The sequence below is a fragment of the Chryseobacterium sp. TB1-D10 genome, assembly GCF_059803555.1.
In genome coordinates this window covers 1-25,613 of the sequence record NZ_JAPFHB010000012.1, presented here as the reverse complement: position 1 = coordinate 25,613, position 25,613 = coordinate 1, and the positions used below count along the sequence as shown (strand labels likewise).

Here is a 25,613-nt window from a genome sequence, read left to right as displayed (position 1 = left end):
ATATTGAACCCTTCGGGTTCTTTGATTCGTTTAATCCTGTACCATAGGTTTCACCTACGGCTATTGTTGTTGAACCCTTCGGGTTCGGAGTTAGCTTTATTTTAGTCCAGAGTTGACGGCTGCCATTACCCCTTCGATTTGTCCTAACGCCAACATTCTTCCTAAGAATGAATAGCCTGGATTGTAACCCTTGTCAATATCGTCTGTCAAAAGTCTGCCGTGATCCACACGCATTGGTAAATCCGGGTTTTCCTTTTCAAAAATTTTGATCACTTCGATTAATTTTCCTCTTCCTTCCAGGTGGTTGGCTTCGATAAAATCTCCGTTTTCGAAGACATTGGTGCTTCTCAGGTGTACAAATTTTGTTCTGGAAGCATATTTCTGAGCCAATTTTGGAACATCATTCTGCAAACCTGCACTCAATGATCCTGTGCAAAATGTCAATCCGTTGTGTGGATTGTCGACAGCATTCAGAAACCAATCAATATCTTCTTCATTAGTCACGATTCTTGGCAATCCCAGCAAAGAAAACGGCGGATCATCCGGATGAACACACATTTGGATGTCGTATTTTTCACAAACGGGCATTATTTTTTCGAGGAAATATTTCATATTCTGGCGAAGCTGATCTTTATCAATTCCATCGTATAAAGCCAACAGATTTTTGAATAACTGAACAGGATTTTTATCGCCTTCTTTGATATTTCCATTCACAAAACCCTGGGTTTTCACAATGATAGAATCAATCAGATCGTTATTGTCTTCTTCAGATAAAGTTTTTTTCAGTTCTTCAACTTTTGAGAGAATTTCGTGATTATAATCTTTCTCTGCACCTTCTCTTTTTAAAATATGAATTTCAAAATAGGCAAATTTCGCTTTGTCGAAATAAAGTGATGACGAACCGTCTTTCCATTGAAAATAAAGATCTGTACGAGCCCAGTCTAAAACCGGCATAAAGTTGTAGCACACAGTTTTCACGCCTGCTTTTCCTAGATTCTCTAAGCTTTTGATATAATTTTCTATCAGATGATCTCTATCTTCGCCTCCGTATTTGATAGACTCACTCACGGCAAGGCTTTCAACTACAGACCAACGAAGTCCGAAACTTTCTATATAGTTTTTATAATCATTAATGGCTTCAAGAGTCCAAACTTCACCATTAGGAATGTCGTGCAATGCCGAAACAATACCTTCTACCCCAATCTGGCGGAGCATATTTAATTTTATTTTATCTTTTTTTCCGAACCAGCGCCAGGTTTTTTCCATAAACTTTATATTTTTTCATTAAACAAAGCAGGTGTAAAGTTTACACCTACTTTGTTCTTGATTGATATGAACTTAAAAATTAATTAGTAACCAGGATTCTGATATTTAGCTTTTTCCTCGGCCGTCAGACTCATATTATCTAGCTGACCTTGAGGAATTGGTCTGAGATAATGAAACTTCTGAATATTACGAGTGAATGTTTGAGGTGTATGATCACCGTAGTTAACTCCACCAATTTGGTAAGTCGCCGAAACCTCACCCCATTTCTGAGTACGAATTAAATCATACCATCTGTAAAATTCTCCATAATACTCTCTAGAACGTTCAGCCAAGATGTAATCAATTGTAATTGTTGAAGGTGTTGCTGCAACCATTGCTGCACTGTTATCTGCTACCATTGGGGCATTTTGAGCATTGTTAAATTTCCATTTTCCTGCTCTAGCACGGATTACGTTGATCAAATCTCTTGCTGACATTGTACCAGTCGCACCTTTTACAGCAGCTTCTGCAGCGATGAAATAAAATTCTGAGAATTTAGCTACATTGAAAGGTCTTGTTAAACCTGCGTTGGGATATCCTAAACCATTAGGATCAAGCGTAGTGTAAGTTCCAATTTTCCAAAGACCTGGATACACCATTCTACTGATTCCATTAGGCGCAACAACATAGTCAGCTCTTCCAGGCAAAGTTCCCGCTCCAACACCGTTTTGCCCTGCTCCTGTTGGATAAGTTGGCGTTACAGAATCATCATTTAAGAAAGAAAGGATAACACCGCCTGGTTGCACAGGTAAGGCATTAGCATTATAAAGTGTAATATTGCCCACTCCAGCTTTTTCCCAATTTCCTCTGTATGCGCTTACAAATGTACCATCATAACGAGAGTCCACAGATTTGTCTGAAAAAGTGTTTTTAATAACCCCAATAGGAGGAGCCATACGTACCCAAGGTCTTCCAAGCGATTGTGTAGCTGCTCTCTGAACAGAACTTACAATATCATTAGCTCCCCAAGCTGGTGTTTTGCTACTTTTCAGGTTGGTATAATTCCAGGTCTGCATCCAAGCTGCAAAGTTATCTGGTGACCAAGCTGCACCAAAACCGGTTGGATCACCTTCGTTATAATAAGTACTTGAAGCCGTATGATCTGCATAAAGCATACACTCACTATTACGGTCATTAGATCCAACGTTAACATCATAGAATGTAGGTTGTAATGAATAAGGACCAGGATTAGTAATTCCTTCCATAGCTAAATCATAAGCCTTTTGGAAATACCATTGAGCACTTTGACCATTGGGATCTGTTCTTGGTGTTTCTGGATAAGTTGGAATACTATTTGGGTTTTGCAACCACCAACCATAAGTCAGATAAGCTTTTGCCAAGAAAAGTCTTGCTACATTTTTTGTAACCCCACCAGTTACTCTTGGTGCAGCTGGTAAATTATCAATTGCTTTTAAGAGGTCTGGAAAAATAGTTTTGGTATAAACTTCTGTAACAGTATTTCTTTTAGAAACTGTGACTGCAGATGTATTAAATTTCAGTTCTCCAGAACCTAAATCCAAAGGTACTCCTCCATAAGTCTGAACCAATAGGAAATAGTCAAAAGCTCTGAAAAATCTTGCCTCAGAAACCAAAGATTCTGCAATATTAAAACTTGGTCCTTTTTCAATAATTCCGTTCGCAGTATTGATGTAAGGAAAAACTGATCCCCATATCATACTGGTTGGAAACGTATTTGGATTGATACTTCCAACATTGCCTGTCATGTCCAGATCCTTGAAATTACCGTCGGCACTTTGTCCCCAAGTAGATTCGTCTGTTCCGTTTTGGCAGTTACTCATATAATAGCCATTTCCATAAAGCGATCTCATATGTCTGTAGAGAGATGTAACACCTTGTCTAATACCATCTTCGGTATTGAAAAACTCTACAGTATAACTTGATCTTGGTTGCTCTTCTAAAATATCATTACATCCTGTGAATGCTAGTGATAAAAATACTGAGCCGATTATTATTTTTTTGTTTAAATTTATCATGACCTTCTTTTTAAAACGTTAAATTAAGTCCCATCAAATAGTTTCTGGTTGCCGGATTATTAGTTCCTATAATCAATTGTCTCGATTTATAATTTGAGTTAACAGCTTGATTTTGATCTCCCACGGAGTTCGGTTCTGGATCCATTCCAGACTCTTTGTGGTATGGTGAGAATAAAACTAATGGGTTTGTAACTGTAAAATAAATTCTCAAACTATTTAAATTCAAATCTTTCAAAAATTCTTTATTTACATTATATCCTAAAGTTATAGTTCTTAACTTAAGATATGAAGCATCAAAAAGTGCTAATGTGGAAGCGTATTTTGGATTATCACCATCTCTTAGCCCACCAGGTTTTGGATATCTAACATTCGGATTTTCTTCAGTCCAATAGTCCACATCTACGTTGCCTCCTCTACCTGTCAATCGATTAAGATAACTTGAAGAACCATATAAAGTACTGATCAAAACACCGCCGTGTTGGAAAGCACCTACAGTACTTAATTCAAAGTTTTTATAGGCAAATCTCATATTAAATCCACCTTGCCAATCTGGCGCCGTATCAATAATTTGTCTATCAGCTGCTCCTATTGCTCGCATAGGTGTTCCATCCGCATTATAACCACCAGTATATAATACTTTAATCATTCCTACTGCAGCACCTGCTTGGGGTTCCAGAATATTCAAATAAGGATCACCTTGCTGCCAAAGTCCTATATTTTGATAGTCCAACAAAGCATTAATATTGTGTCCTACAAACCAGAGATTTCCCTCGTCTCTATCTCTACCAGATGCCAGACTTAAGATTTGATTTTTATTGGTATACCAGTTAATTCCAGCATCCCAATTGAAACCTTCCGCACTTTGTATAATACTTCCATTCAATGAAAATTCCCAACCTTTATTTTCTGTTACACCTACATTGGCAGTTTGTGATCCTAGACCACTGGATTGTGGAAGTGCCACCGCTTGAAGAAGTCCTTCTGTTTTGGTTCTATAATATTCTACAGTCCCAGTTAATCTGTTATTAAGAAATGCAAAATCAACCCCATAGTTTTGTGTTTTTGAATATTCCCATCCTAAATTTGGATTAGGCGCAGAACTAACGTAAAGTCCTGTTCCATTTGTGGTACCAAAGTTATATGGTACTACTGTTAGCACACCCAAAGTTGAATATGGATTGACAGCCTGGTTAGAGGTTTGTCCCCATCCTGCTCTTAACTTGAAAAGATTAATAAAGCTGAAATTCTGCATAAAAGATTCGTTTGTCACATTCCATCCTAATGAAAGTGCCGGATAAGTATGCCATTTGTTTCCTGGGGCTAATCTAGATGAGCCGTCTCCACGTAATGTTGCGGTTAACATATATTTATTATCAAATGTATACATCACTCTCCCCATATAAGACATTAACCCCCATTGTTGATAGACTTGATTATTTGGATCAATAGTGATATCTGCCTGAGGTGACTGTCCAATGTTATAGTACTGGAAGAAATCACCAGGTACATTTCTAGCGCTTATGTAACTACTTACATATCTGTTTTGCTCAGCCGAGTATAGACCCACTGCATTCACTTTATGCTTACCAAAAGTTCTATCATAAGTTAATAAATTTTCCAATACCCAGTGGTATGTCTGATTATTACCTTGTCCAGCTGACGAAGGTGCTGCCGCATTTACATTGAAAGCTCCCACACCAGTATAATTTCCGCTATTGGAGGTACGGTAATCTAAACCTACATTTAATCTGTACTTCAATCCATTAAGTGGTAAGGTTACTTCCCCATACATATTATTGTAAGAAGCGAAAGCTTTGCTTTCATCTATATATTTATCTCCCAGATTTTGAACAGTTTTTCTGGTATATACCCAACCTTGGTCAACATTTGAAGCCGTGCTGATCGTTCTTTTGAAGGTTCCGTCTGGGTTATATGGATTTGCTAAAGGAGAGTTACCCAGAGTTGGTGCAGCCGCAATACCATTACCTTCTGAAATAGTAAAATTGGTATTGGTTGTAAAACCAAATTTAAAATTTTTACCAACCTGCTGATCTAAGCCAATTCTCAATGCAAACCTTTCATAATTCTGAATCGGCACCAAAGCATCTTGTTTAAAGTATGACAAACCAACATTGTAATTACCTCCATCGGTTCCGCCAGAAACACCAACATCTTGGCTGGTGATCATTGCTGGTTTATAATACAAACTTTGCCAATCTGTATTGGTGGTCAATGTCTCGTCAGTTCCAAGTCCATAAATATTACCAGCATCGGTTCTTAATTTGGCATATTTAGGACCATTCATCATTGGATACTTTGAAAACAAGGTTTGAACACCTGTAAAAGAATTATAGCTAAATCTTGGTTTTTGGCCTTTCGCACCTCTGTTTGTAGTTACTAAGATTACACCATTTGCTCCTCTAGAACCATAGATAGCTGTAGCAGAGGCATCTTTAAGGATATCAATACTTTTAATATCGCTGGAACTGATGTCGCCAAGTGATCCTACAAATGGAATTCCATCCAAAACAATTAACGGATTATTATCTCCAGTTAAAGAACGTACACCTCTAATACGAATTTGCATAGATGCACCCGGTTTTGAAGAGGTTTGGGTAATATCAACACCCGCTGTTCTACCCTGCAACGCCTGCGTAATATTTGCAGATGGCACTTCTCTCAAAGCATCACCTTTTACGGTAGCTACGGATCCTGTTACGGATTCTTTTCTCTGAGTTCCATACCCAATGACTACAACTTCTTCAATCTGCTTTTCTTTTGCAACTGTATCTTTTGTACTCTGTCCATAGGCCAGCCCGGAAGGTAGCAGAGCCATCGCAAAAAATATTGCAGCTCTGTTGGTTTTACTTAAATGAAATAGATTCATAATTTATAATTTTTTAAAGTTAGTTTTATAAGAAAGCTGATCTTATTTTCAAAAAATCCCATCAGCTTCCTTACTTTTATTAGATGTACATATTCACAAGCGCTTCAAACAGTTCCTGCTTACCACTTTTTGGCTGAGGCTCTCCTGTTGTGTGCGCTATTCTTTGTAAATCCTCTAACGTAAGTTTACCCTCTTCAAAAGCTTTCCCATTTCCATTGTCAAAAGATGAATATCTCTCTGTTCTCAATTTTGTATAATCTGAATTTTCCAAAATGTCTGCTGCTACCAACAATCCTTTTGCAAAAGCATCCATACCTGCTACGTGAGCTATGAAAAGATCATCTGCATCTATGGAATTACGACGGATCTTCGCATCAAAATTAACTCCGCCAGTACCTAAACCACCACTTGGAAGAATCACCAACCAAGCCTGAGCTAGTTCTAAATAATCGATTGGAAATTGATCTGTGTCCCAGCCATTTTGGTAATCACCTCTGTTGGCATCTATGCTTCCCAGCATTCCGGCATCTACAGCCGCCTGAAGTTCGTGCTCGAAAGTATGACCTGCCAATGTCGCATGGTTTACCTCAAGATTCAGTTTGAAATCTTTATCTAATCCGTGGCTTTTTAAGAAACCAATCACTGTTTCTGCGTCGTAGTCATATTGGTGTTTTGTAGGCTCCATCGGTTTTGGTTCGATTAGGAAATTCCCCATAAAACCTTGGCTTCTCGCATAGTCGCGTGACATTGTAAGGAAACGTGCAAGATGCTCTTTCTCACGTTTCATATCTGTATTCAGAAGGCTCATATAACCTTCTCTTCCGCCCCAGAAAACGTAATTTTCTCCGCCTAAAGCTATTGTTGCATCAATAGAATTTTTCACCTGAGTTCCTGCGCAAGCCACCACATCAAAGTTTGGATTGGTAGAAGCACCGTTCATATATCTCTCGTGGGTGAAAACGTTGGCTGTTCCCCAAAGTAATTTGATCCCCGATTCATTTTGTTTTTCTTTTGCATATTCTACAACAGATTGCAGATTTTTCTCATAATCTTTCCAGTTGTCTGCAGGATCTACCAGATCAATATCATGGAAACAGTAATATCCGAATCCCATTTTTTGCATAAATTCGAATCCTGCATCCATTTTATATTTGGCTCTGGAAACTGCATCTGTTCCCTGGCTCCAAGGATGGTGGATTGTAGGACCTCCAAATGGGTCGCTGCCGTCTGCACACAACGTATGCCACCACGCCATAGCAAAACGCATCCATTCCTTCATAGGTTTTCCCATCACTATTTTATCTGCATCATAGTAGCGGAATGCCAAAGGATTTCTGCTCTCTCTGCCTTCAAATCTGATTTGATCTACTCCTGGAAAAAACTCTTTTGTTTGTGTTAAAATGTTCATATTTATTTAATTTATTTTAGATTTTAATTTTTAAAATTTGATATAAGATCTCTTCCCTCGCTGATTTTTGAGACCAGTAAGTCCGGTAATTATTCGGTTGTGATTTTTGATTAAATTATCTCAGCAAGATGCTCCTGCCACCTTTCGTAAGCTTCCAGATATTGTTCTTTTTTTTCAAGTTCGGGTTCTATCACTGCTATTTTTTCCAGCGAGGAAAATGCTTCTTTGGAATCTTCATAAAAACCGATTCCCATTCCCGCTGCTCTTGCTGCGCCCACGGCACCATCGGTATCGTACAGTTCAATTATCGCATTGCTCACACTGGCAAGTGACTGGCGGAAAATCGAACTTAAAAACATATTGGCATTTCCTGCGCGGATGACATTGATTGTCATTCCCATATCTCTCATTATATTCATCCCATATTCATAAGAAAAAACGATGGCTTCCTGTGCAGCGCGGAGAACATCACCTTTGGAATGAATATTAAAATTGATCCCGTGAATGGAACATCTGGTATCTCTATTTTCCAGAACTCTTTCTGCGCCGTTTCCGAATGGAATAATGCTCAATCCTTTGGAACCAATCGGGGAAAGCGACGCGAGCTCATTCATATCGCCATAAGATGATAATGAAGTGGCGAAGTTGTGCTTCAACCAGGAATTCAGAATCCCTGTTCCATTGATGCAAAGCAAAACGCCCAATCTCATTTGTTCTTCACTGTGGTTTACGTGTGCAAACGTGTTGACTCTGGAAAGCTTGTCATAATCCAGCTCATCCAAAACACCATAGACAACACCTGAAGTTCCTGCCGTGGAAGCAATTTCTCCAGGATTGAAAACATTAAGAGATAATGCATTATTTGGTTGATCGCCAGCTCTGTAGGAAATCGGTGTACCTTCTTTCAATCCCAGTTCTGCTGATGCAGATGCAGAAACTGTTGATTGGATACCGAATGTCGGGATAATCTCCGGAAAGAAACTTCTTGGAATCCCATAATAATTAATAATATCTTCTGAAATGCAGTTGTTTTTAAAATCCCAGAAAATCCCTTCGGACAAACCTTCTACTGTGATTCCTATTTCTCCGGAAAGCTTCATTGCGATGTAATCTCCGGGAAGCATTATTTTATCAATTTTACTGAAAATTTCAGGCTCATTTTCTTTAACCCAAGCTAATTTCGAAGCGGTGAAATTTCCAGGCGAATTTAAAAGATGAGAAAGACATTTTTCTTCCCCAATATCCTGAAACGCTTTTTCGCCATAAGGAACTGCGCGGCTGTCACACCAGATGATAGATGGGCGTAGAAGATTCTGATCCTTGTCCACCAAAATCAATCCGTGCATCTGCCAGGTGATTCCGATACCTTTGATATCTTCTGCATCTATGCCTGCGTGCGACATAACGGACTGGTGCGCCAGTTTCAGGTTTGTCCACCAATCTGCAGGATTCTGCTCTGCCCAGCCAGGATTGATTGCAATGATTTTCATCTCTTTTTTCGGAGAAAAATCAGAAGCCACAATCTTGCCGCTGGAAGCCTCTATGAGACAAACTTTTACAGATGAACTGCCGATATCGTATCCTAATAAATACATTTTAAAATGAAGCTTATTTAATTAATTTATTTTGTGATTTTTTATAAATCTTCGCATCAAACTTATAATATCTGGCTGCGCGGTGTGAAACATTGGTTTCTATCTCATCCAAAGGAATAATGTAGCTAAAGGATGAAATCTTTTTGTGAAAGTTTTTTATATCGATATGTTTTTCACTCAATGCATTGTATAACTGATACAATTGTCTGATGGTAAATTTTTTTGGCAGCAACACAAAAATGATTGTAAAATCTGAATCAATCCATTTTCTGATCTCAATCAATGATTCTGCAATAATCTTGTTGTGATCAAACGGCAGTTGCGGAACTTTGTCTATCGGATGCCAGTCTACGGTATCATACTTTGAACTATTAATCTTGTGATCTATCCGGCATAGTGAGAGATAAGCCACAGTGATAATCCTGTCTATATTATGCTTATACTCATTACCCATCCACTTTATATCATTCTGATTGCTTGCGCGGTTTGGGTCTGCAAAACATTTAAATTGCTTGAGCACCATTTTCTTGATCCCTGTCAATTCATACAAAACCCTGTTTGCGGCATCGTCTACATCTTCATCACTGAATATTAAGCTTCCGGGCAATTTTTTCTGCTGCTCCAGTGGAATGTCTTCCACGTGACGCTGAACCAAAAGAATATTGAGCTTATTCTCATGATCAAAGCCAAAGACAACACAGTCAACAGATAAATAGGTATGAATAAAATTTGGATTCATTTGATCGTTAACATTTACGTAACATCACAAATATAAAAATACAATTGATAAAAAAAAATAAATTTTCAATTATCTACTATATATCAACAATTTACATATCTATTTATTATGATAAGAATGTAATAGATAATATGATAAGCTTATCATAATATTTATGATATATAAAGTTAAAAATACAGTAAGCATAGAATCAAAATAAGATTTTCCGGATAAAATGAAATTGTTTATTTTAATATAAATTATGATAAGAAAAACATAAAATTCATCGTAATTTTTTTTAAAAAACACCAAAAAAAGACTCTTTTCAATTAAAAAATGTGTTTTTTACACTTAATTATTTAACAGAATCAATAACTAAATTCTCAAATAATAGATTTGTCGCTGTTAAAAACATAGAAATTTGGTATCATGTAAATGTTTTTGAAGTTTTCTTAAAATTTATGAATCGTTAATATCAGTTCAATATAGCAGGTTAGTTTTTGATGGTAAATCATTAAGAACTCAATGATTCGAGAATGAATGACTTTCAGGTTCATCACCTTGAAAATATTTTTATAATATTTTTATAAAAATTAGCATTACAAACTTATGATCTGCATCATAACTGAAAAATAGCCGTAATCCTAATTTTGTCCCTCAAAAAAAACGAGAACACGAGAGTCATAATTTTTAAAATGGCATAAGATTTATTAGTAGATTCAATTAATTGTCAATAACTTACAAATCATTAATATTTTCAAAAAAAATAACCAATAAAAAACTATAAATACCCGAAATGATTGCTGAAGAACTATTACTATCCTACGGTGCAGAATATGAAAAATTCAAACGTGGAGATGCTATCTTTGATGAAGGTGACACGCCAAAATGCTATTACCAAATTGTAAAAGGCAGGATAAAACTTAATCACTACAACGAAGCCGGAAAAGAATTGATACTTGCGATTTTGCAACCAGGCCTGAGTGTCTGCGAACTTTTACTTTTCATTGATAAAAAATACCCTGTAAATGCTATTGTTTTCGAAGAAAGTGTGGTATTGAAACTGCCAAAATCGAAGTTTATAAAAATGCTGGACGACCATCCAAAACTTTCAAGAGACGTCAACAAATTTCTCTCGGAGCGGTTATACTACAAATTTGTAATGCTGGAGAATAATTCTTCTTTGCAGGCAGATGTGAGAATCAAAGGTGTTTTGGATTATCACAAAAGTTTCAGTCCAGACAAGAGTTCGTACTCTTATGAAGTTCCACTGACAAGACAGCAACTAGCATCCATTACGGGACTTCGTGTAGAAACTGTCATCAGAACCATAAAAAATCTTGAGAAGCAGGACGTTCTTAAGATTATTAATAGAAATATTTATTATTAATAAAATACTATTAAAGATACAAAACCCACTTCAGAAAGTGGGTTTTGTGTTTTAGAATACTTTGGAAATATAAATTATAGTTAGTTATTTTATTCCAAAGTATCTCAAAAGAATCAATTAATTAATCAAGTGGTTTTCTTCCCGATATAATGTTATAAAGAATAACAATAACGGCGATTACCAATAAAATGTGGATCAAATATCCGGTACTTAAGCCTTCTACAACGCCTAACATTCCTAAGAGCCAGACGAAGACACAAATGGCCGCTACCAGCCATAATAGATTTTTCATAATTTAATTTTAGTTGTTTATATATAATTTCCAACGATCAAAACTACTTTTACACAGCATCCTGTTTGTTGTGAAATATCTTTATTAATAATTTTGATCTTGCCAGATCTTATTTCTAAGCTGGATTATTCCTTTCCGTTTCCAATTCCCAAACACGGTGGTTTGCGATGGCAGTTATGAAAGAATCGTCAGCATTTTTGGTTTCTGACGTGACAATAGCAGAATCTTTATGCTTCTTGCTAGCCACATTACTTGCCTGGAAAATCTCATCTGTTTCATTTCCGAAATAGATTGCTTTACAATGTTTGTAAGCTTCATTTACAAATAAAACAGTTCCTGGCTTGTTGTCTTCATCCAGAAGATTCTCTGTTGATTTTTTTCCACTGCACAGGTATAATGCATCGAAGCAGACACTGGCTGTACTAGTAAGAGAATGTTTTGGTGTAAACTCTGTCCCATCATCCGCTTTTACCGGAGACAAGCTTCCTGCGATAATTTGAACAACAGCACCTTTTTTCTCCAATTTTGATTTTAAAGAATTGACATCAGCAGCAGTGACTCCATTTTCCATAATAAAACCTATCACACGGCTTTCTATAGAATCTTTAACAGTGTTCTGCATACTTAGAGCATCGGAACTTTTTGTCTTAGGTTCTATCTCAGCACTTTGCAGCGTTTTCGGATCTGCATCAGCCGGGATACTTCCGTTTGGCTGATCCAGTTTGACTACGCCTATACCTACTTTTTTGGCAACATTAGACGCCAGATCTTTATTAATGAAATTAAGTTGTCCTACTACTCTTTCTCGGATTTCAGGGATTGTAACTTTTGATAATTCAAAAATCAACGCATTCTGAAGATGTTTCTTTTCCGGAGCAGACTGGCTATTGAAAAATAATTTGGCCTGAGAATAATGATCTACGAAACTTTCGCTTCTCGCACGGATTTTTTTCCCATCTATTCTTTCTTCCTGAGACGCAAAACCTCCATCCTTCATCATGGCTTGGAAAGGACAACCGCCGCCAATCGAATTGGGTTCATAGCTCACTTTTCCTTTCACAATCTGCTGACGCATATGACCGTCTCGCTGATTATTATGAACAGTATTTATAGATCTGTTGATTGGGATTTCGTGGAAATTTGGTGATCCTAATCTGGACAATTGTGTATCGGTATAAGAAAATAATCTGCCCTGCAGTAGAGGATCATTACTAAAATCAATTCCCGGAACGAGATGTCCCGGATGGAAAGCAATCTGCTCTGTTTCTGCAAAGAAGTTATCGGGATTTCTGTTAAGCGTCAAAGTTCCGACCAATTCTACTGGAACTTCTTCTTCAGGAATCAGTTTTGTAGGATCTAGTAAATCAAAATCAAATTTATGTTCATCTTCTTCCGGAATAATCTGAACTCCGAAATCCCATTCCGGAAAAGCACCGTTTTCGATCGCTTCCCAAAGATCTCTTCTGTGAAAATCTGAATCTTTGCCAGAAATTTTCGTAGCCTCATCCCAAGCTACGGAATGCACGCCCAATTTTGGCTTGAAATGAAATTTTACAAAGTGAGACTTCCCTTCATCATTAATAAATTTAAAGGTATGAACACCGAATCCTTCCATCATTCTATAGCTTCTCGGGATCGCTCTGTCACTCATTGCCCACATAATCATGTGCATACTTTCCGGCATTAGTGAGATAAAATCCCAGAATGTATCATGAGCAGAAGCTGCCTGAGGAATGGCATTGTCCGGTTCAGGTTTTACTGCGTGCACAAGATCAGGAAATTTCATCGCATCCTGAATGAAAAACACAGGAATATTATTCCCTACCAAATCATAATTGCCTTCTTCTGTATAAAATTTGATGGCAAACCCTCTTACATCTCTCGCCAGATCTGTGCTACCTGCACTGCCTGCAACTGTGGAAAATCTTACAAACACAGGCGTTTCTCTGCCTTCCTCAGCCAGGAATTTTGCTTTGGTATATTTTGCTAAGCTTTTATTGACTTTAAAAGTACCATGTGCACCCGATCCTCTTGCGTGAACGATTCTTTCCGGAATTCTCTCGTGGTCAAAATGGGTAATCTTCTCTCTTAGGATGAAATCTTCCAGCAGACTAGGTCCTCTTTCTCCAGATTTCAAAGAATCCTGATTGTTGTTTACCTTCAAACCTTGATTGGTTGTGAGTGCCTGATCCTGATTATTGGTTTTGTGATCATTTAGCTGCTCCAGCTTTTCATTTTTTTTGTTATTTTTCATAAGTTTATTTTGATTGATGAATCTTTATTAATGATAAAAATTTCTGATATGGTAGTTATCAAAGGTAGTTGTGAAGCGAGAAAATAGTTTATGATTTGAATCATAACATACAGTAATAATATTTAGAAATCGTGCTGATAAAATATAAGAATGCTTATAAAATACGTTTAACATTCCGCTTTTGTTATGACTACAATCATATAAAATGGGTACTTTTTGATATAGTTTTACAAATCACAAATTGCTCTTTAATTCCAATTAAATCATATTTCTATTACTTGGGCTTGGAAAAAATTTCCATTTTTAATTTGTGATAATACATTTTTATCTATGCAAAATATTTTATGTTTCAGTCATTTACATTGGGATTTCGTTTACCAGCGTCCACAACACCTATTAACCAGATTTGCCAAACAAAACCGGGTTTTTTATTTTGAAGAACCTCGCAATGGTATTTCAGATTTTTACGAAATCGATTTACAAGATAGTGTCTCAATTATTAAAATTTTCATCAATGACAATGATGGAGAACACAGGAACCAAAGATTAGAAAAACTGATCAATCATGTTTTAGAAGATCAAAACATAAAAATTTATTCCTGTTGGTATTATACGCCAATGGCTCTGGAATATACATCAAATCTCAATCCTCAGATTACCATTTATGATTCTATGGATGAGCTTTCTGCGTTCAGATTTGCGCCACCACAGTTGTTGGAATTGGAAAGTGAATTGTTCAAAAAAGCTGATGTGGTTTTCACTGGCGGACATACACTTTATCAGGCAAAAAAAAATCGCCATCACAATATTCATCCGTTTCCAAGCAGCATAGATAAAGAGCATTTTCATAAAGCACGTCTCAATGAAAAAGATGCCGAAGATCAAAAACACATTCCGAATCCAAGATTTGGCTTTTTTGGTGTGATTGATGAAAGATTTGATATCGAATTATTAAGAGAAGTTTCTGCACAGAAACCGGATTGGCAATTTGTTATCATTGGTCCGGTGGTAAAAATTGATATTAATGATCTTCCAAGGGCAGAAAATATTCATTATCTCGGTTCGAAAAAGTATGCAGAGCTTCCAGACTATATTAGTCATTGGGACATTGCAATGGTGATGTTTGCCATCAATGAGTCTACAGAATTTATAAGCCCTACAAAAACCCCGGAATATCTGGCGGCCGGACTTCCGGTGATTTCTACACCCATCAAAGATGTTGTAAAACCCTATGGGGAAGAAAATCTGGTTTACATCGCAAAAGATGCAGAAACCTTTATTAAATATGGCGAAGAAGAACTCAGCAAAACATCTCGAAATGAATGGCTGAAAAAAGTTGATGAATATTTGGCTGATGAATCCTGGGACAACACCTTCGAAAAGATGAATGAATTGATTAATAACGTCAAAAAAACCAACGGAATCTATGTATGATTTTTTAATTATCGGTTGCGGTTTTGCCGGTTCGGTTTTGGCAGAAAGGTTGGCTAATGAAGGAAAAAAGGTTCTGATTGTTGACAAACGAAATCACATCGCAGGAAATGCTTATGACTATTACAACAAAGAAGGTATCTTAATTCACAAATACGGTCCGCATATTTTCCACACAAATTCCGAAGAAGTTTTTAAATACTTAAGCAAATTCACAGAATGGCGTCCTTACGAACACCGTGTTTTGGGAAGCGTGGATGGACAATTGGTTCCGATTCCAATCAATCTTACTACGATTAATAAGCTTTACGGAAAGAATCTAACTTCGGATGAAGTCGTGAATTTTTTAGCATCAAAAGCTGAACTTAGAAAACCAGTTTTGACTTCGGAAGATGTCGTTCTGAATGTTGTAGGGAAAGAACTTTACGAGAAATTTTTCCGAGGTTATACCAAAAAACAATGGGATCTGGATCCGTCGGAATTGGATGCTTCTGTGACTGCCCGAGTTCCGACGAGAACCAACGCAGACGACCGGTATTTCACAGATTCATTACAGGCGATGCCGAAAAACGGCTACACAGAAATGTTTCAAGCAATGCTTTCCCATGAGAATATTCACGTAATGCTGAATACGAATTACAAAGATATTGTTGATATAATTCCGCACCAAAAACTGATTTACACAGGTCCGATTGACGGCTATTTTGATTATCAATTTGGAAAGTTGCCTTACAGGTCGATTGATTTTAAATTTGAAACTTTGGATCAGGAAAATTATCAGGAAACCGGAACCATCAATTATCCTACTTCAAATCTTTATACGAGAATTACAGAATTCAAGCATTTGACAGGACAAAAACACCACAAAACTGCCATCGTTTACGAATATCCGACTGCGGAAGGCGATCCTTATTACCCGATTCCGAGGAAGGAAAATCAGGACGTTTACAACCAATACAAAAAATTGGCTGATGAAACACCGGATGTCTTTTTCACAGGGCGATTGGGAACTTACAAATATTACAATATGGATCAGGTTGTAGCGCAATCTCTGGCGTTGTTCCGAAAGATCATCAAAGAAGAAAATGCAGTACAACAGTAATTACCTTAATTTCAAAAATCCTTTTCAATCTTTTCTGATGGCGGGTTTCGAATGCGCAGACCAGCAGAACGCATTCGGAGTACGAGTTGATCTGATAAAGTTGACTGGTCACGATCGTTTTATTAATGAAGATTATCAGAGATTAACAGAAATCGGAATCAAAACCGTACGGGAAGGAATCCGTTGGAGTTTTGTAGAAAAAACACCTTTCGTTTACGATTGGACACAGGTTGAGGAGATTATTATTAATGCAGAAAACAACAGCATCCAGGTTATTTGGGATATTTGCCATTTTGGTTTTCCTGATGATCTGACGCCTTTGCATCCGATGTTTGCGCGACGGTTCTCACAATTGTGCAGAACTTTTGTTGTGAAATACAGAAGTCTGGTTCCCGATGGAGAATTAATCGTCACACCAATCAACGAAGTTAGTTTTCTGTCCTGGCTTGGCGGCGATGCGAAAGGCACAAGTCCGTATTGTGTGAACCAGGGTTGGGAAGTAAAATATATGCTGATGAAAGCTTACATTGAAGGTATTGAAATGATGAAAGAAGTAGACCCAACGATTAAGATTATGACAACTGAACCGCTGATCAATATCATTTCTTCCAATCCGCAAGATCAGAATTCAGTTCTGCACGCTACGGAAAAACATAATGAGCAATATCAGGTTCTGGAAATTCTGAGCGGAAAAATGTGCCCCGAGCTCAGAGGAAAACCGGAATATCTGGACATCATCGGCGTCAATTTTTATTATAACAATCAATGGACGTTTCCGGATCACCAATTTATTCCTTGGAACGAATCGCCCTCAAATCCATTGTGGCGGAGTTTGCATTCACTGATTGAAGAAGTTTTCATCAATTACGGAAGACCAATTGTAATCTCTGAGACAAGCCATCCCGGAGAAGACAGATCCAAATGGTTAGCAATGATTAAAGATGAATGTTTTTCTATTTTGGAAAGTGGCTTGCCTTTGTACGGCTGCTGCATCTACCCTATCATTGACCGTCCGGATTGGGATTTTCCACACATTTGGCATCACAGCGGGCTTTGGGACATTACAAATTTTGAAACTTTGGAACGAGAAATACATCATGAAAGCCTTGAGATATTACAAAACTTCACAAAATCAAGAGGGAAAAATTAGAAAAAATTTATGATAAAAAAAAACGCCAATAGATTATATTAGCGTTTTTTTACTTTTCACTGTTATTGTGACCGCAGAGGTGCAATTTTCGAACACTTTTGTAGAAGATTTGGATAAACTTGCAAAACTCTCATCATTTATTATCCCATAAAACATTATCTACTATATATAATTCCATTTCGGGTTACTTCATATCAGATTGAAATATAGAGATTAATTAGATGAAAGTTGAAGTTCATTATAAGACTTGCTGGCAAATACATTAATTAGCAATTTTATAAATTTTTATAATGCATTTGAAGCAATAAGATATGAATCAATCTTGATTTAAAATAAAATCTTTGATGGTAATTTTAGCGAACGTATGTGCTAGTGCTAAAATTTCAGAAGCCTCTTCCTCTGAAACATTTAAACCTGAATTTTTGAGTATTCTTATTGCTACATCTAATTTAATTTCTTGAAAATTCATCATCGACCCTGGCTCAAATTTATATGAACTATCAATAATGGAATTTTTCTTTTTTTTACTTGTAGGCACTATAGAAAAGATCAATTAGAAGGAGAATTATCTATTTTTTGTCACCTAAAATAAGATACTGACTTAAAAATAATAGATAAAAGTTCCGATTTAATACTCAGTAAAAATCGGCAATAATTGTGTAAAAAAGAGTTGTATAGATAGCTGGAAGTCTAATTAAAGTTAGTCTGGAATAAAAAGATTCCAAGCTAGATGACTTTGGGATAAAAAAGATTATTTTCGATGAACTATACAAAATTTAAAGTTTTAGGTTCTTTAAAAATTCTAAAATAGAAGAAAAAAAAACTGACAAAGAAATAACGTACTAACCCTTGATACATATAAATTTTGTAAACAGAAGGTATTTCAAAAAATTCATCCAAGCTTTTTAGAGAGTTTGCAACATTTTATAATACATTATTATTTTCAATCTTAATTTGCTTACTATTAATAGAAAAACCTTTAAATACTTTTATTTAAAGGTTTTTCTATTAAAATCATACCAGAACATTTAGAAAGCGGAAAAAAAATTATTGATATCAATTCAGTATAATTAGAATTCATGTAAACTACAATATGCAACGATATGAAAATATTAAAGAAAATGCTAACCACAAGAAGTTCAAAGTCAATCAATGTAATTAGAATTGAGTAAAAGATAAATAGAAAATCTTTAAAAAGTATTAGGCATTATGTTCGGATGGGACTTGTTATTTTTTCAAAAAAGCACTTTCTATAAGCGTTATATTGTTCTCTTATTTAGCAGGTCACCGAAAAAAGGTCACTTTTCTAAACAATTTAGAGCGTCGTTTTTACTGGTGCAAATATATTTTTTATTTTCACAAAGAAACAAGCCCACTTTTCATCATTAACATGTCTAAAATACAGACTTTCAAAGACTTTAGAAAAATTTTTATTAAAATTATCTTTGAAGGTTTTTAATTTCATATCTCTAAAGTCACAATCATACTATTATCAATCAACTTATTATCTTCATATATTGATTTAACCAACTTTTTTTGAAAAAACAGTTTTTCTTCAAAGGTTTGAATTTCTACTATAGCCTTATCAGAAGCAATAACAAACCACCCTTCTCCAATTTCCCCATCTTTCCTAGGAGTCATATTCATATTACCACTTGCCCAATAAATAGACTCAACCATCAATTCTCCTGATTCATTTCTCCATGCAAATAATTTTGTAGGCTCTGGAATCCAATCAAGGTGTCTTGCTAGAACAGGATTTATTGCTATCCATCTTGATTTTATATCAAACTGACTAAATCTATGGTCTCTATGAACAATTATAAAATGACCGCCTCCATTTAAATTGTGGTAATTATCACTAAGCTCATGAAAAACTGAACCAAAGATATAAGGTTCAGAATCGTCTATACTATCTGAGACCGTAACTTGTGATGAAAACTCTTCAGATGGACTTCCCCAATCTAAATTTTTAATAACATTATATTCTCCTATAATTTTAAAACCATTATCATAATTAATAAGAGAATTTTCCTGCAATCTTACATTATCATCAATTTTATCAATCCAATCTTTTCTTACAAACTTCTCTTTTTCTATTTTTGGAATGAAGCTTGGCTTTTTTATTGTGTGAAAAAATGGAACACTTTTATCTTTAGAGATTAGCACATCTCTAAGTTCCTCATTGTAACATGTTTGAGAGTCAATCAATTCAGTGGCTAATTGCATAATTGCCCTTAATGCCGTGATAACTCGGGGTCTATGAAATGAATATTTTAAGTTAATTTCTTCTAGGTGACCTCTTATTTCTTTTTCAAACTCAACAGTCCATTCATTCTCATTGCCTAACTCTTTCATCAAAGATTGTGTCCTTATCAGTAAAATAGACTTATCTACTTCTGAAATTATTGATATATAGTTAATTATATTACCAAATGGACTTATTAAATCATTAGGATTATTAACATCTAATATGGGAATATATGAATCATTTTTTCTTCCCAATTTTAGCGATTTTATTTCTGGAATTTCTAAGGAGTAAATAGCAGGTAGTGCATTAAATTTACTCTGCGGAATATCTTTTCCAAAAAATTCAAGGATTTCAATAGCATCATTCCTAATCTCAAAATCTTTAGATATTGCATATTCTTCGAGTATTGGAACAAACTCAACCGTCTTTTCTGGGCTGAGATGAAATAAAAAAACTACAATTTCAATAATAGAGTAATCATTAAGCTTTCTCTCTATAAGATAATTGCTTGCATACGTATTATTAGCGTCAATACACTTTGCAAATAGTATTATTGCTTTTTCTCTTACTATGTTAACAGGGGATTTTAAAAGCTCAACCAAATAGTCAATATATACCTTTTCAGACGGGGTATCTAGTGATTCTAGTAAAGGTAAATCTGCTAAAGGCTTACTATTAGACATTAGTCTTTGGAGATATTCAAAAACTTCATTCCAGATTTCTACTTCTGGAAAGCTTTCTGTTAATAATCCCATTATGTCTCTTAAATCATAAAAATATGAACTAGGATAGCCTGTCTCAATTACATTGTATGAGAAAACTTCAAAAGCCTTTTTTGTCGCTTTTGAGGAATCAACTTTTTTTAGAGCATTAAATGCTTCTATTCTTGAGCCTCCATCGTAATGTTTTACCCATCCCGATTCGCTCGACAATTCAATACTTTTCTCAGCCAAATCTTTTGCTAAATCAGAATCTCCTTTATTCAAAGCTATTCCACTCATTTTCGAATAAAATATTGATTCTCTTTTTGTGATTTTTGCAAAGCTGTTAATATCTTTGATATTATCAAGAGATATTATAGGTTCTAATTTATCTATGACTTTTGACCAGTTAAAATATGAGTTACCCTTATCCTCATTTTGTAACATTTCTTTAAAATCATCATAACTCTTTATTTGTTCAAGAACTTGATTTTCAGATAATCTTTTATAATCTGGTTTTAGAACTAATTCATTTGAGGATGAATCATTATTTTTATCATCTTTTGGAAGAATAAAGTCTGGAAAATAATCTATCGTATTTAAATCTTGGGTTACAAAAAAATTGTCTACCTCTTTTAAAAGATATACCCTGTCTGCCTCAAATGAATTTATATTTATACTGTTTAAAATATATGGAAGCTGGTTTTTGAAAAAATTTTCACCACATATTTCATATCCCTTTTTAAGAATTTCTTTAAGTACTTTTATACTAGTAGACTCTGATAAGAGTAAATACAAATCACAGTATAGGTTAATAGCATTATTATAGTTTTGTTCCGTATTTATCTGTTTAGTAAAATACTTTATAAAAAGGGCCAAAGCCTCATTAAAGTCTATAAGCCCATTTTTTATTTGCCAATTAGACTGTTGCACTCCATCATTTAAATTGTTTTCAAAACCTACCTCTAGTAAATCTTCTGAAGCATCCCAATATGCTCTTCCCTCTGTAGTCTCTTTAATATGATTAAGGTGTGATAAGAACCATACAATTCTGTCAGAAGCACCCGTGGGATTTACTTTATTTATTTCTCGCAACCACCTTATCCATGTATTAAACTGATAGTCTTTACGATAGCCTATTCCTATTGACTCTTGTATTGCTTGTTTTAACCATTTTTCACTTTCATTAATCTCATTAATTTGAAAGTAAATGTTTGCCTGATCAATACATTCTCTTACACGCCCATCAATATCATGATTATCCAACATGAAACTTTCAATTATTTGCAATCGTTCTACACAAATATCTTTTGAATAGTCTTCTTCAATAAGAGATGTAACTATATGTCGTTGAGTTTTACTATTCCAGTATTTTTTATTGCTATCAAATTCTAAAGAAAGCAGATGAGCTATTTTATTTATATTTTCTTTTCCGGTCAATGATACAGCGTAAATTAGGAGATTAAAATATTCCTCCTTGCACTGTTGTATTTTATACCAATAACTATTGCGCGGAGAAATTTCTTTATAATAAAATTTGACAACCGGAATCATCCTTTGAGTAATTTCTCCCGAGAAACTTCCCATTATTCCCTCACTTAGTACCTGAGAAATTAAACATAACATTCTTTCAAACTCAACTAATACTTCTTCATCACTTCCAGAAGCAGCAGAAGGGATAGCAGCAGTAATAGGTAGTCCTTTATTGCAAAGATTAAGTAATTTATTAAACTTTATTAATGGAATAAATGGATCCAAAGAATCACTATATCCCAAATCTATTTCTTTTGTTGCGGCTTTTGAAGGGTGTTTAATATTCTCAATCCACTCCCAAACTTCAGTGGTATCCTGAGTGACTTTGAAAATTAAATCGGCAATAAATATTCTTCCAATTGGTGACGTATTCTCTATTGTAAAATATCCTTTTAAAGAAGATATAAATTCAATTGCTCGATTATTATCATTTGTATCTATACATTCTTCAATTGCATTTTGGAAAAGATGAAATATTGCATTTTTACCTTTTTTTGTCTTAGTATTGATGTTATATAAAATTTTGGCGAAATCATCCCATTTATTCTGCTGAATAATACTATAACCCAGACTTTCTAATATTTGAATACGTAAATCTGATTCTTTTTCTTCAAATCTATTATTCTCAGAGTCATTAGAAAATTTAATACTATTAATAACTAATAAAATGTTGTCTATCAATTCAAAATATGCAGCAGTCGCTGCCCATTCTTTCAAGGAATCTTTTGTCTCCCTGTAATTATGTGAATTCTCAATTAATATCTTCTGATTAGTAATGATTTCAGGATAAGCTAAATTGTAAAATAACTCAGCTTCTGATTTGTATCCAGAATTAAAAAAAATCCTAGAGGCTTTTAAGGCATAAGATTCTGAACAATGCAGTACATTTCCTGATCTTAAGTATCCTACAGCTTCACTAAATTTATTTATTTGTAAAAGTTCTTCTGTAAGAGATGCAGGATTAATATTAAATAACCTTCTTTCAATCTCAGCGGAACAAAACAAATATTTTAGAAGAAAAATTAAACTATTTTGCTTTCTACTAATTTCAATACCTAAATTTATATCTTTTTTAATTTCGTCCGCAGGTCTAAAATTTAATAGCTGATTAGTGAAATTTTCTGGAGTTGCTACAGTTAAAAATGTGTCAAAATCTTCAGATTCGAACAAATGATAGTTCTGATTCCATCTTTGCTCGATAGTAGATTTCTCATAATATTCCGCTAACTGTTTGTGATAGTTACGATGCAAAATGAAATCAAAATCGTTATTTAAATAATTTATGGCTGTTTGGGTTAACAAAAATTGCTTGAATGAATTATGAAAAAAAGACAATGCTTTATTCTCTTCATTAAATAAAATTTTTGCTTTCTCATTAAATGATTTGTGTGTTGCCCTTTCAAAAGACCATTCTTGTAAAAAATCGATATTTATTAAGCCTTTTATTCTAGCAATCAAGCCTAAAAAACTAACTAAGTTTTCGTCTTGATTAATCGGTTCCCAAATCTTTTTATAATAGTTATCTATGTCTCCTTCAATTGTTGGAAGGGAGTCAATCGCTTCCTCTAAGCTCTCTATTCCTGATAATTTTTCCACCAAATATGATAAATATAAGGGATGCCCTTGCGACTTTTCATATATTTTTGATTTTATACCAAGAGTTACTTCGGCAATGAAATCTACGTTATCTATATAATTATAAACGTCTTCTTTTCTTAAAGAATCAATTTTTATAGTTCTTTCGGAATTCTGGTGTTCACTTTTAACTTCTTGTGGAATGTCGCTTAAATCGTAAGACTGACTACCTAAAATAATAATAACACCACTTGGTAATGTTGCAGGTAATGGAAGTTCTCTAAGAAAACTGGTTGAAGCTGATTTATATTCTCTCGGAACATGGTCTAACCCGTCAATAATGATTATAGTTTTTTGTTGAGACTCATTATATTCTTCACTGTAAAACGTCAGCAAAAAGTGTACTGATTTAGGCTTAAACTTAGGGAGTGTTTCATAAGAGATTAATTTTTAAATTTGATATTATGAACACCAGGAAAAAACCTACTCCTGAAACTTACATTAAAGAGATCAGGAGAAAAACCAGAAGAATTTTTACAGCCGAGCAAAAGATTCTCATTGTCATGGAAGCTCTTCGTGCAGAAACTTCTGTAGCAGAGCTCTGCCGTAAGCATGGCATTCAGGAGTCCACCTTCTACAAATGGAACAAAGAATTTCTTGAGGCCGGTAAGAAACGTCTTTCCGGAGACGTGGTTCGTGAGGCTACTTCTGATGAAGTCAGCCAGCTTCGTGAAGAAAACAAGAAGCTCAAGGAAATGGTTGCTGATCTCGTTTTACGGTATGATATTGTAAAAAAAAGCTTGGACATGCTGGATTAACCCCAAAATACAGAAAATATATGAGGTTATCCGCCGGTGAAAAATTAGAGGTCATAGAACTCGTTACCCGCAGTGAAATAGGAGTCAATAAGACTTTGAGGGAACTCGGCATCCATAAGAGCACCTTTTACAACTGGTACAATCTGTATCTGAAAAAAGGATATGAAGGATTTTTTTCTTCCCCTTCTTTTAACAGAAAACAATGGAACAGCATTCCCGAGGAAGAGAAAAACCTTGTAGTAGAGATCGCATTGGAGCATCCGGGACTTTCCAGTCGGGAACTGGCTTACAAAATCACTGATGAGCAGGGTATTTTTATTTCAGAATCAAGTGTGTACAGAATTTTGAAAAAGCGGGGTCTGATTACTGCTCCCTCTCATATCCTGCTCTCAGCTGCCAATGAATTCAAAGATAAAACCAATTTTGTACATGAGATGTGGCAGACAGATTTCACTTATTTTAAGATTATCGGTTGGGGCTGGTACTACTTAAGTACTGTTCTCGATGATTACAGCCGTTATATTGTCCACCACGAACTCTGTAGAAATATGAAAGTGAATGATGTGAAAAGAACGGTAGATTCAGCTGTAATAAAGGCATGTCTTAAAAAAGGACAGGTTCCTAAACTTTTATCTGATAATGGTTCCTGTTATGTAGCTTCCGAATTGAAAGAGTATTTACAGAAAAAGCATCAAATCAATCAGCTTCATGGAAAACCCGCTCATCCGCAGACCCAGGGAAAGATCGAACGTTACCACAGAACGATGAAAAATGTGGTAAAACTTCATTTTTATTACAGCCCTGAAGAATTGGAAAAAGCACTGGAGGAATTTGTAAACCGGTATAATAATGAACGGTATCATGAGTCTCTGCAAAATCTAACTCCTGCAGATGTGTATTTTGGAAGAAGCGATGAAATACTCCGGGAACGCAGGAAAATAAAAGAGAAAACAATGCAGCTCAGAAAACGGAATTACTTTAAAGAAAAAGTAAAACGCTGAGAAAAAGTTGTTCTGGAAAATTTTTGAGCCCTCAAAGCTCAGAAAAATTTTACGGAAATCAACTTTTTATTATAACTTTAAACTAACAAATACTCCCTAAGAGAAAGTCCATTTTCTTTTGAAGACATACACTAAACTTTTATCTGATAATGGTTCCTGTTATGTAGCTTCCGAATTGAAAGAGTATTTACAGAAAAAGCATCAAATC

14 protein-coding genes and 1 pseudogene are annotated in these 25,613 nt (G+C 35.2%); 5 read left to right on the top strand and 10 right to left on the bottom strand.

Features of this window, described 5'->3' with window-relative positions; all coding sequences use genetic code 11:
• Positions 1-96: 96 nt before the first annotated feature.
• The 6 genes from uxuA to OPU68_RS15665 form a co-directional block, all read right to left on the bottom strand.
• Positions 97-1,266, bottom strand: a complete 1,170-nt coding sequence (gene uxuA, locus OPU68_RS15690; protein WP_498474902.1) for a mannonate dehydratase — start codon at positions 1,264-1,266, stop codon at positions 97-99.
• Between the two features lie 83 nt (positions 1,267-1,349).
• A complete protein-coding gene (locus OPU68_RS15685) occupies positions 1,350-3,299 on the bottom strand; it encodes a RagB/SusD family nutrient uptake outer membrane protein (protein WP_498474901.1) in 1,950 nt (649 codons plus the stop codon).
• 10 nt (positions 3,300-3,309) lie between these two features.
• Positions 3,310-6,186, bottom strand: a complete 2,877-nt coding sequence (locus OPU68_RS15680) for a SusC/RagA family TonB-linked outer membrane protein (protein ID WP_498474900.1) — start codon at positions 6,184-6,186, stop codon at positions 3,310-3,312.
• Between the two features lie 79 nt (positions 6,187-6,265).
• Positions 6,266-7,594 carry a xylose isomerase gene (gene xylA, locus OPU68_RS15675; RefSeq protein ID WP_498474899.1) on the bottom strand — a complete coding sequence of 443 codons (1,329 nt, stop codon included), beginning with the start codon at positions 7,592-7,594 and terminating at the stop codon, positions 6,266-6,268.
• 110 nt (positions 7,595-7,704) lie between these two features.
• Positions 7,705-9,189, bottom strand: a complete 1,485-nt coding sequence (locus OPU68_RS15670; protein ID WP_498474898.1) for a xylulokinase — start codon at positions 9,187-9,189, stop codon at positions 7,705-7,707.
• A 13-nt stretch (positions 9,190-9,202) separates the two neighbouring features.
• Positions 9,203-9,928 (bottom strand): NrtR DNA-binding winged helix domain-containing protein, encoded by a 726-nt coding sequence (locus OPU68_RS15665; protein ID WP_498474897.1) that lies wholly within the window; start codon positions 9,926-9,928, stop codon positions 9,203-9,205.
• Between the two features lie 775 nt (positions 9,929-10,703).
• Between OPU68_RS15665 and OPU68_RS15660 the strand changes: the two genes are divergently transcribed.
• Entirely contained in the window at positions 10,704-11,297 is a 594-nt protein-coding gene (locus tag OPU68_RS15660) for a Crp/Fnr family transcriptional regulator (RefSeq protein WP_498474896.1), read from the top strand.
• Between the two features lie 121 nt (positions 11,298-11,418).
• Here OPU68_RS15660 and OPU68_RS15655 read toward each other — a convergent pair whose 3' ends face one another.
• Positions 11,419-11,589: a lmo0937 family membrane protein gene (locus OPU68_RS15655; RefSeq protein ID WP_498474895.1), complete on the bottom strand. Its 171-nt coding sequence runs from the start codon at positions 11,587-11,589 to the stop codon at positions 11,419-11,421.
• 115 nt (positions 11,590-11,704) lie between these two features.
• The gene (locus OPU68_RS15650) at positions 11,705-13,843 is read right to left on the bottom strand and encodes a catalase (RefSeq protein WP_498474894.1); all 2,139 of its coding nucleotides are present in this window, start codon (positions 13,841-13,843) and stop codon (positions 11,705-11,707) included.
• 330 nt (positions 13,844-14,173) lie between these two features.
• Between OPU68_RS15650 and OPU68_RS15645 the strand changes: the two genes are divergently transcribed.
• From OPU68_RS15645 to OPU68_RS15635, 3 genes are read left to right on the top strand one after another with little or no spacing between them, the layout of a single operon-like run.
• Complete coding sequence (locus tag OPU68_RS15645) at positions 14,174-15,277, top strand: glycosyltransferase family 1 protein (protein WP_498474893.1); 1,104 nt, start codon at positions 14,174-14,176, stop codon at positions 15,275-15,277.
• Positions 15,270-16,376, top strand: coding sequence for a UDP-galactopyranose mutase (gene glf, locus OPU68_RS15640; RefSeq protein ID WP_498474892.1), 1,107 nt, complete (start codon positions 15,270-15,272; stop codon positions 16,374-16,376). Before OPU68_RS15645 ends, glf begins: the two co-directional genes overlap by 8 nt.
• Positions 16,360-17,526 carry a hypothetical protein gene (locus tag OPU68_RS15635; RefSeq protein WP_498474891.1) on the top strand — a complete coding sequence of 389 codons (1,167 nt, stop codon included), beginning with the start codon at positions 16,360-16,362 and terminating at the stop codon, positions 17,524-17,526. The genes glf and OPU68_RS15635 overlap by 17 nt, the downstream gene beginning before the upstream one ends.
• 316 nt (positions 17,527-17,842) lie before the next feature.
• Here the strand turns inward: OPU68_RS15635 and OPU68_RS15630 are convergent, their stop codons facing one another.
• Together OPU68_RS15630 and OPU68_RS15625 are read right to left on the bottom strand one after the other, a co-directional pair.
• On the bottom strand, positions 17,843-18,064 hold the full coding sequence (locus OPU68_RS15630) for a hypothetical protein (protein WP_063969918.1): 222 nt from the start codon (positions 18,062-18,064) through the stop codon (positions 17,843-17,845).
• Between the two features lie 923 nt (positions 18,065-18,987).
• Positions 18,988-23,982, bottom strand: coding sequence for a hypothetical protein (locus tag OPU68_RS15625; RefSeq protein ID WP_498474890.1), 4,995 nt, complete (start codon positions 23,980-23,982; stop codon positions 18,988-18,990).
• Positions 23,983-24,050: 68 nt separating this feature from the next.
• Here OPU68_RS15625 and OPU68_RS15620 point away from each other — a divergent pair.
• A pseudogene (locus OPU68_RS15620) lies at positions 24,051-25,405 on the top strand (IS3 family transposase).
• The last annotated feature ends 208 nt before the right edge of the window (positions 25,406-25,613 follow it).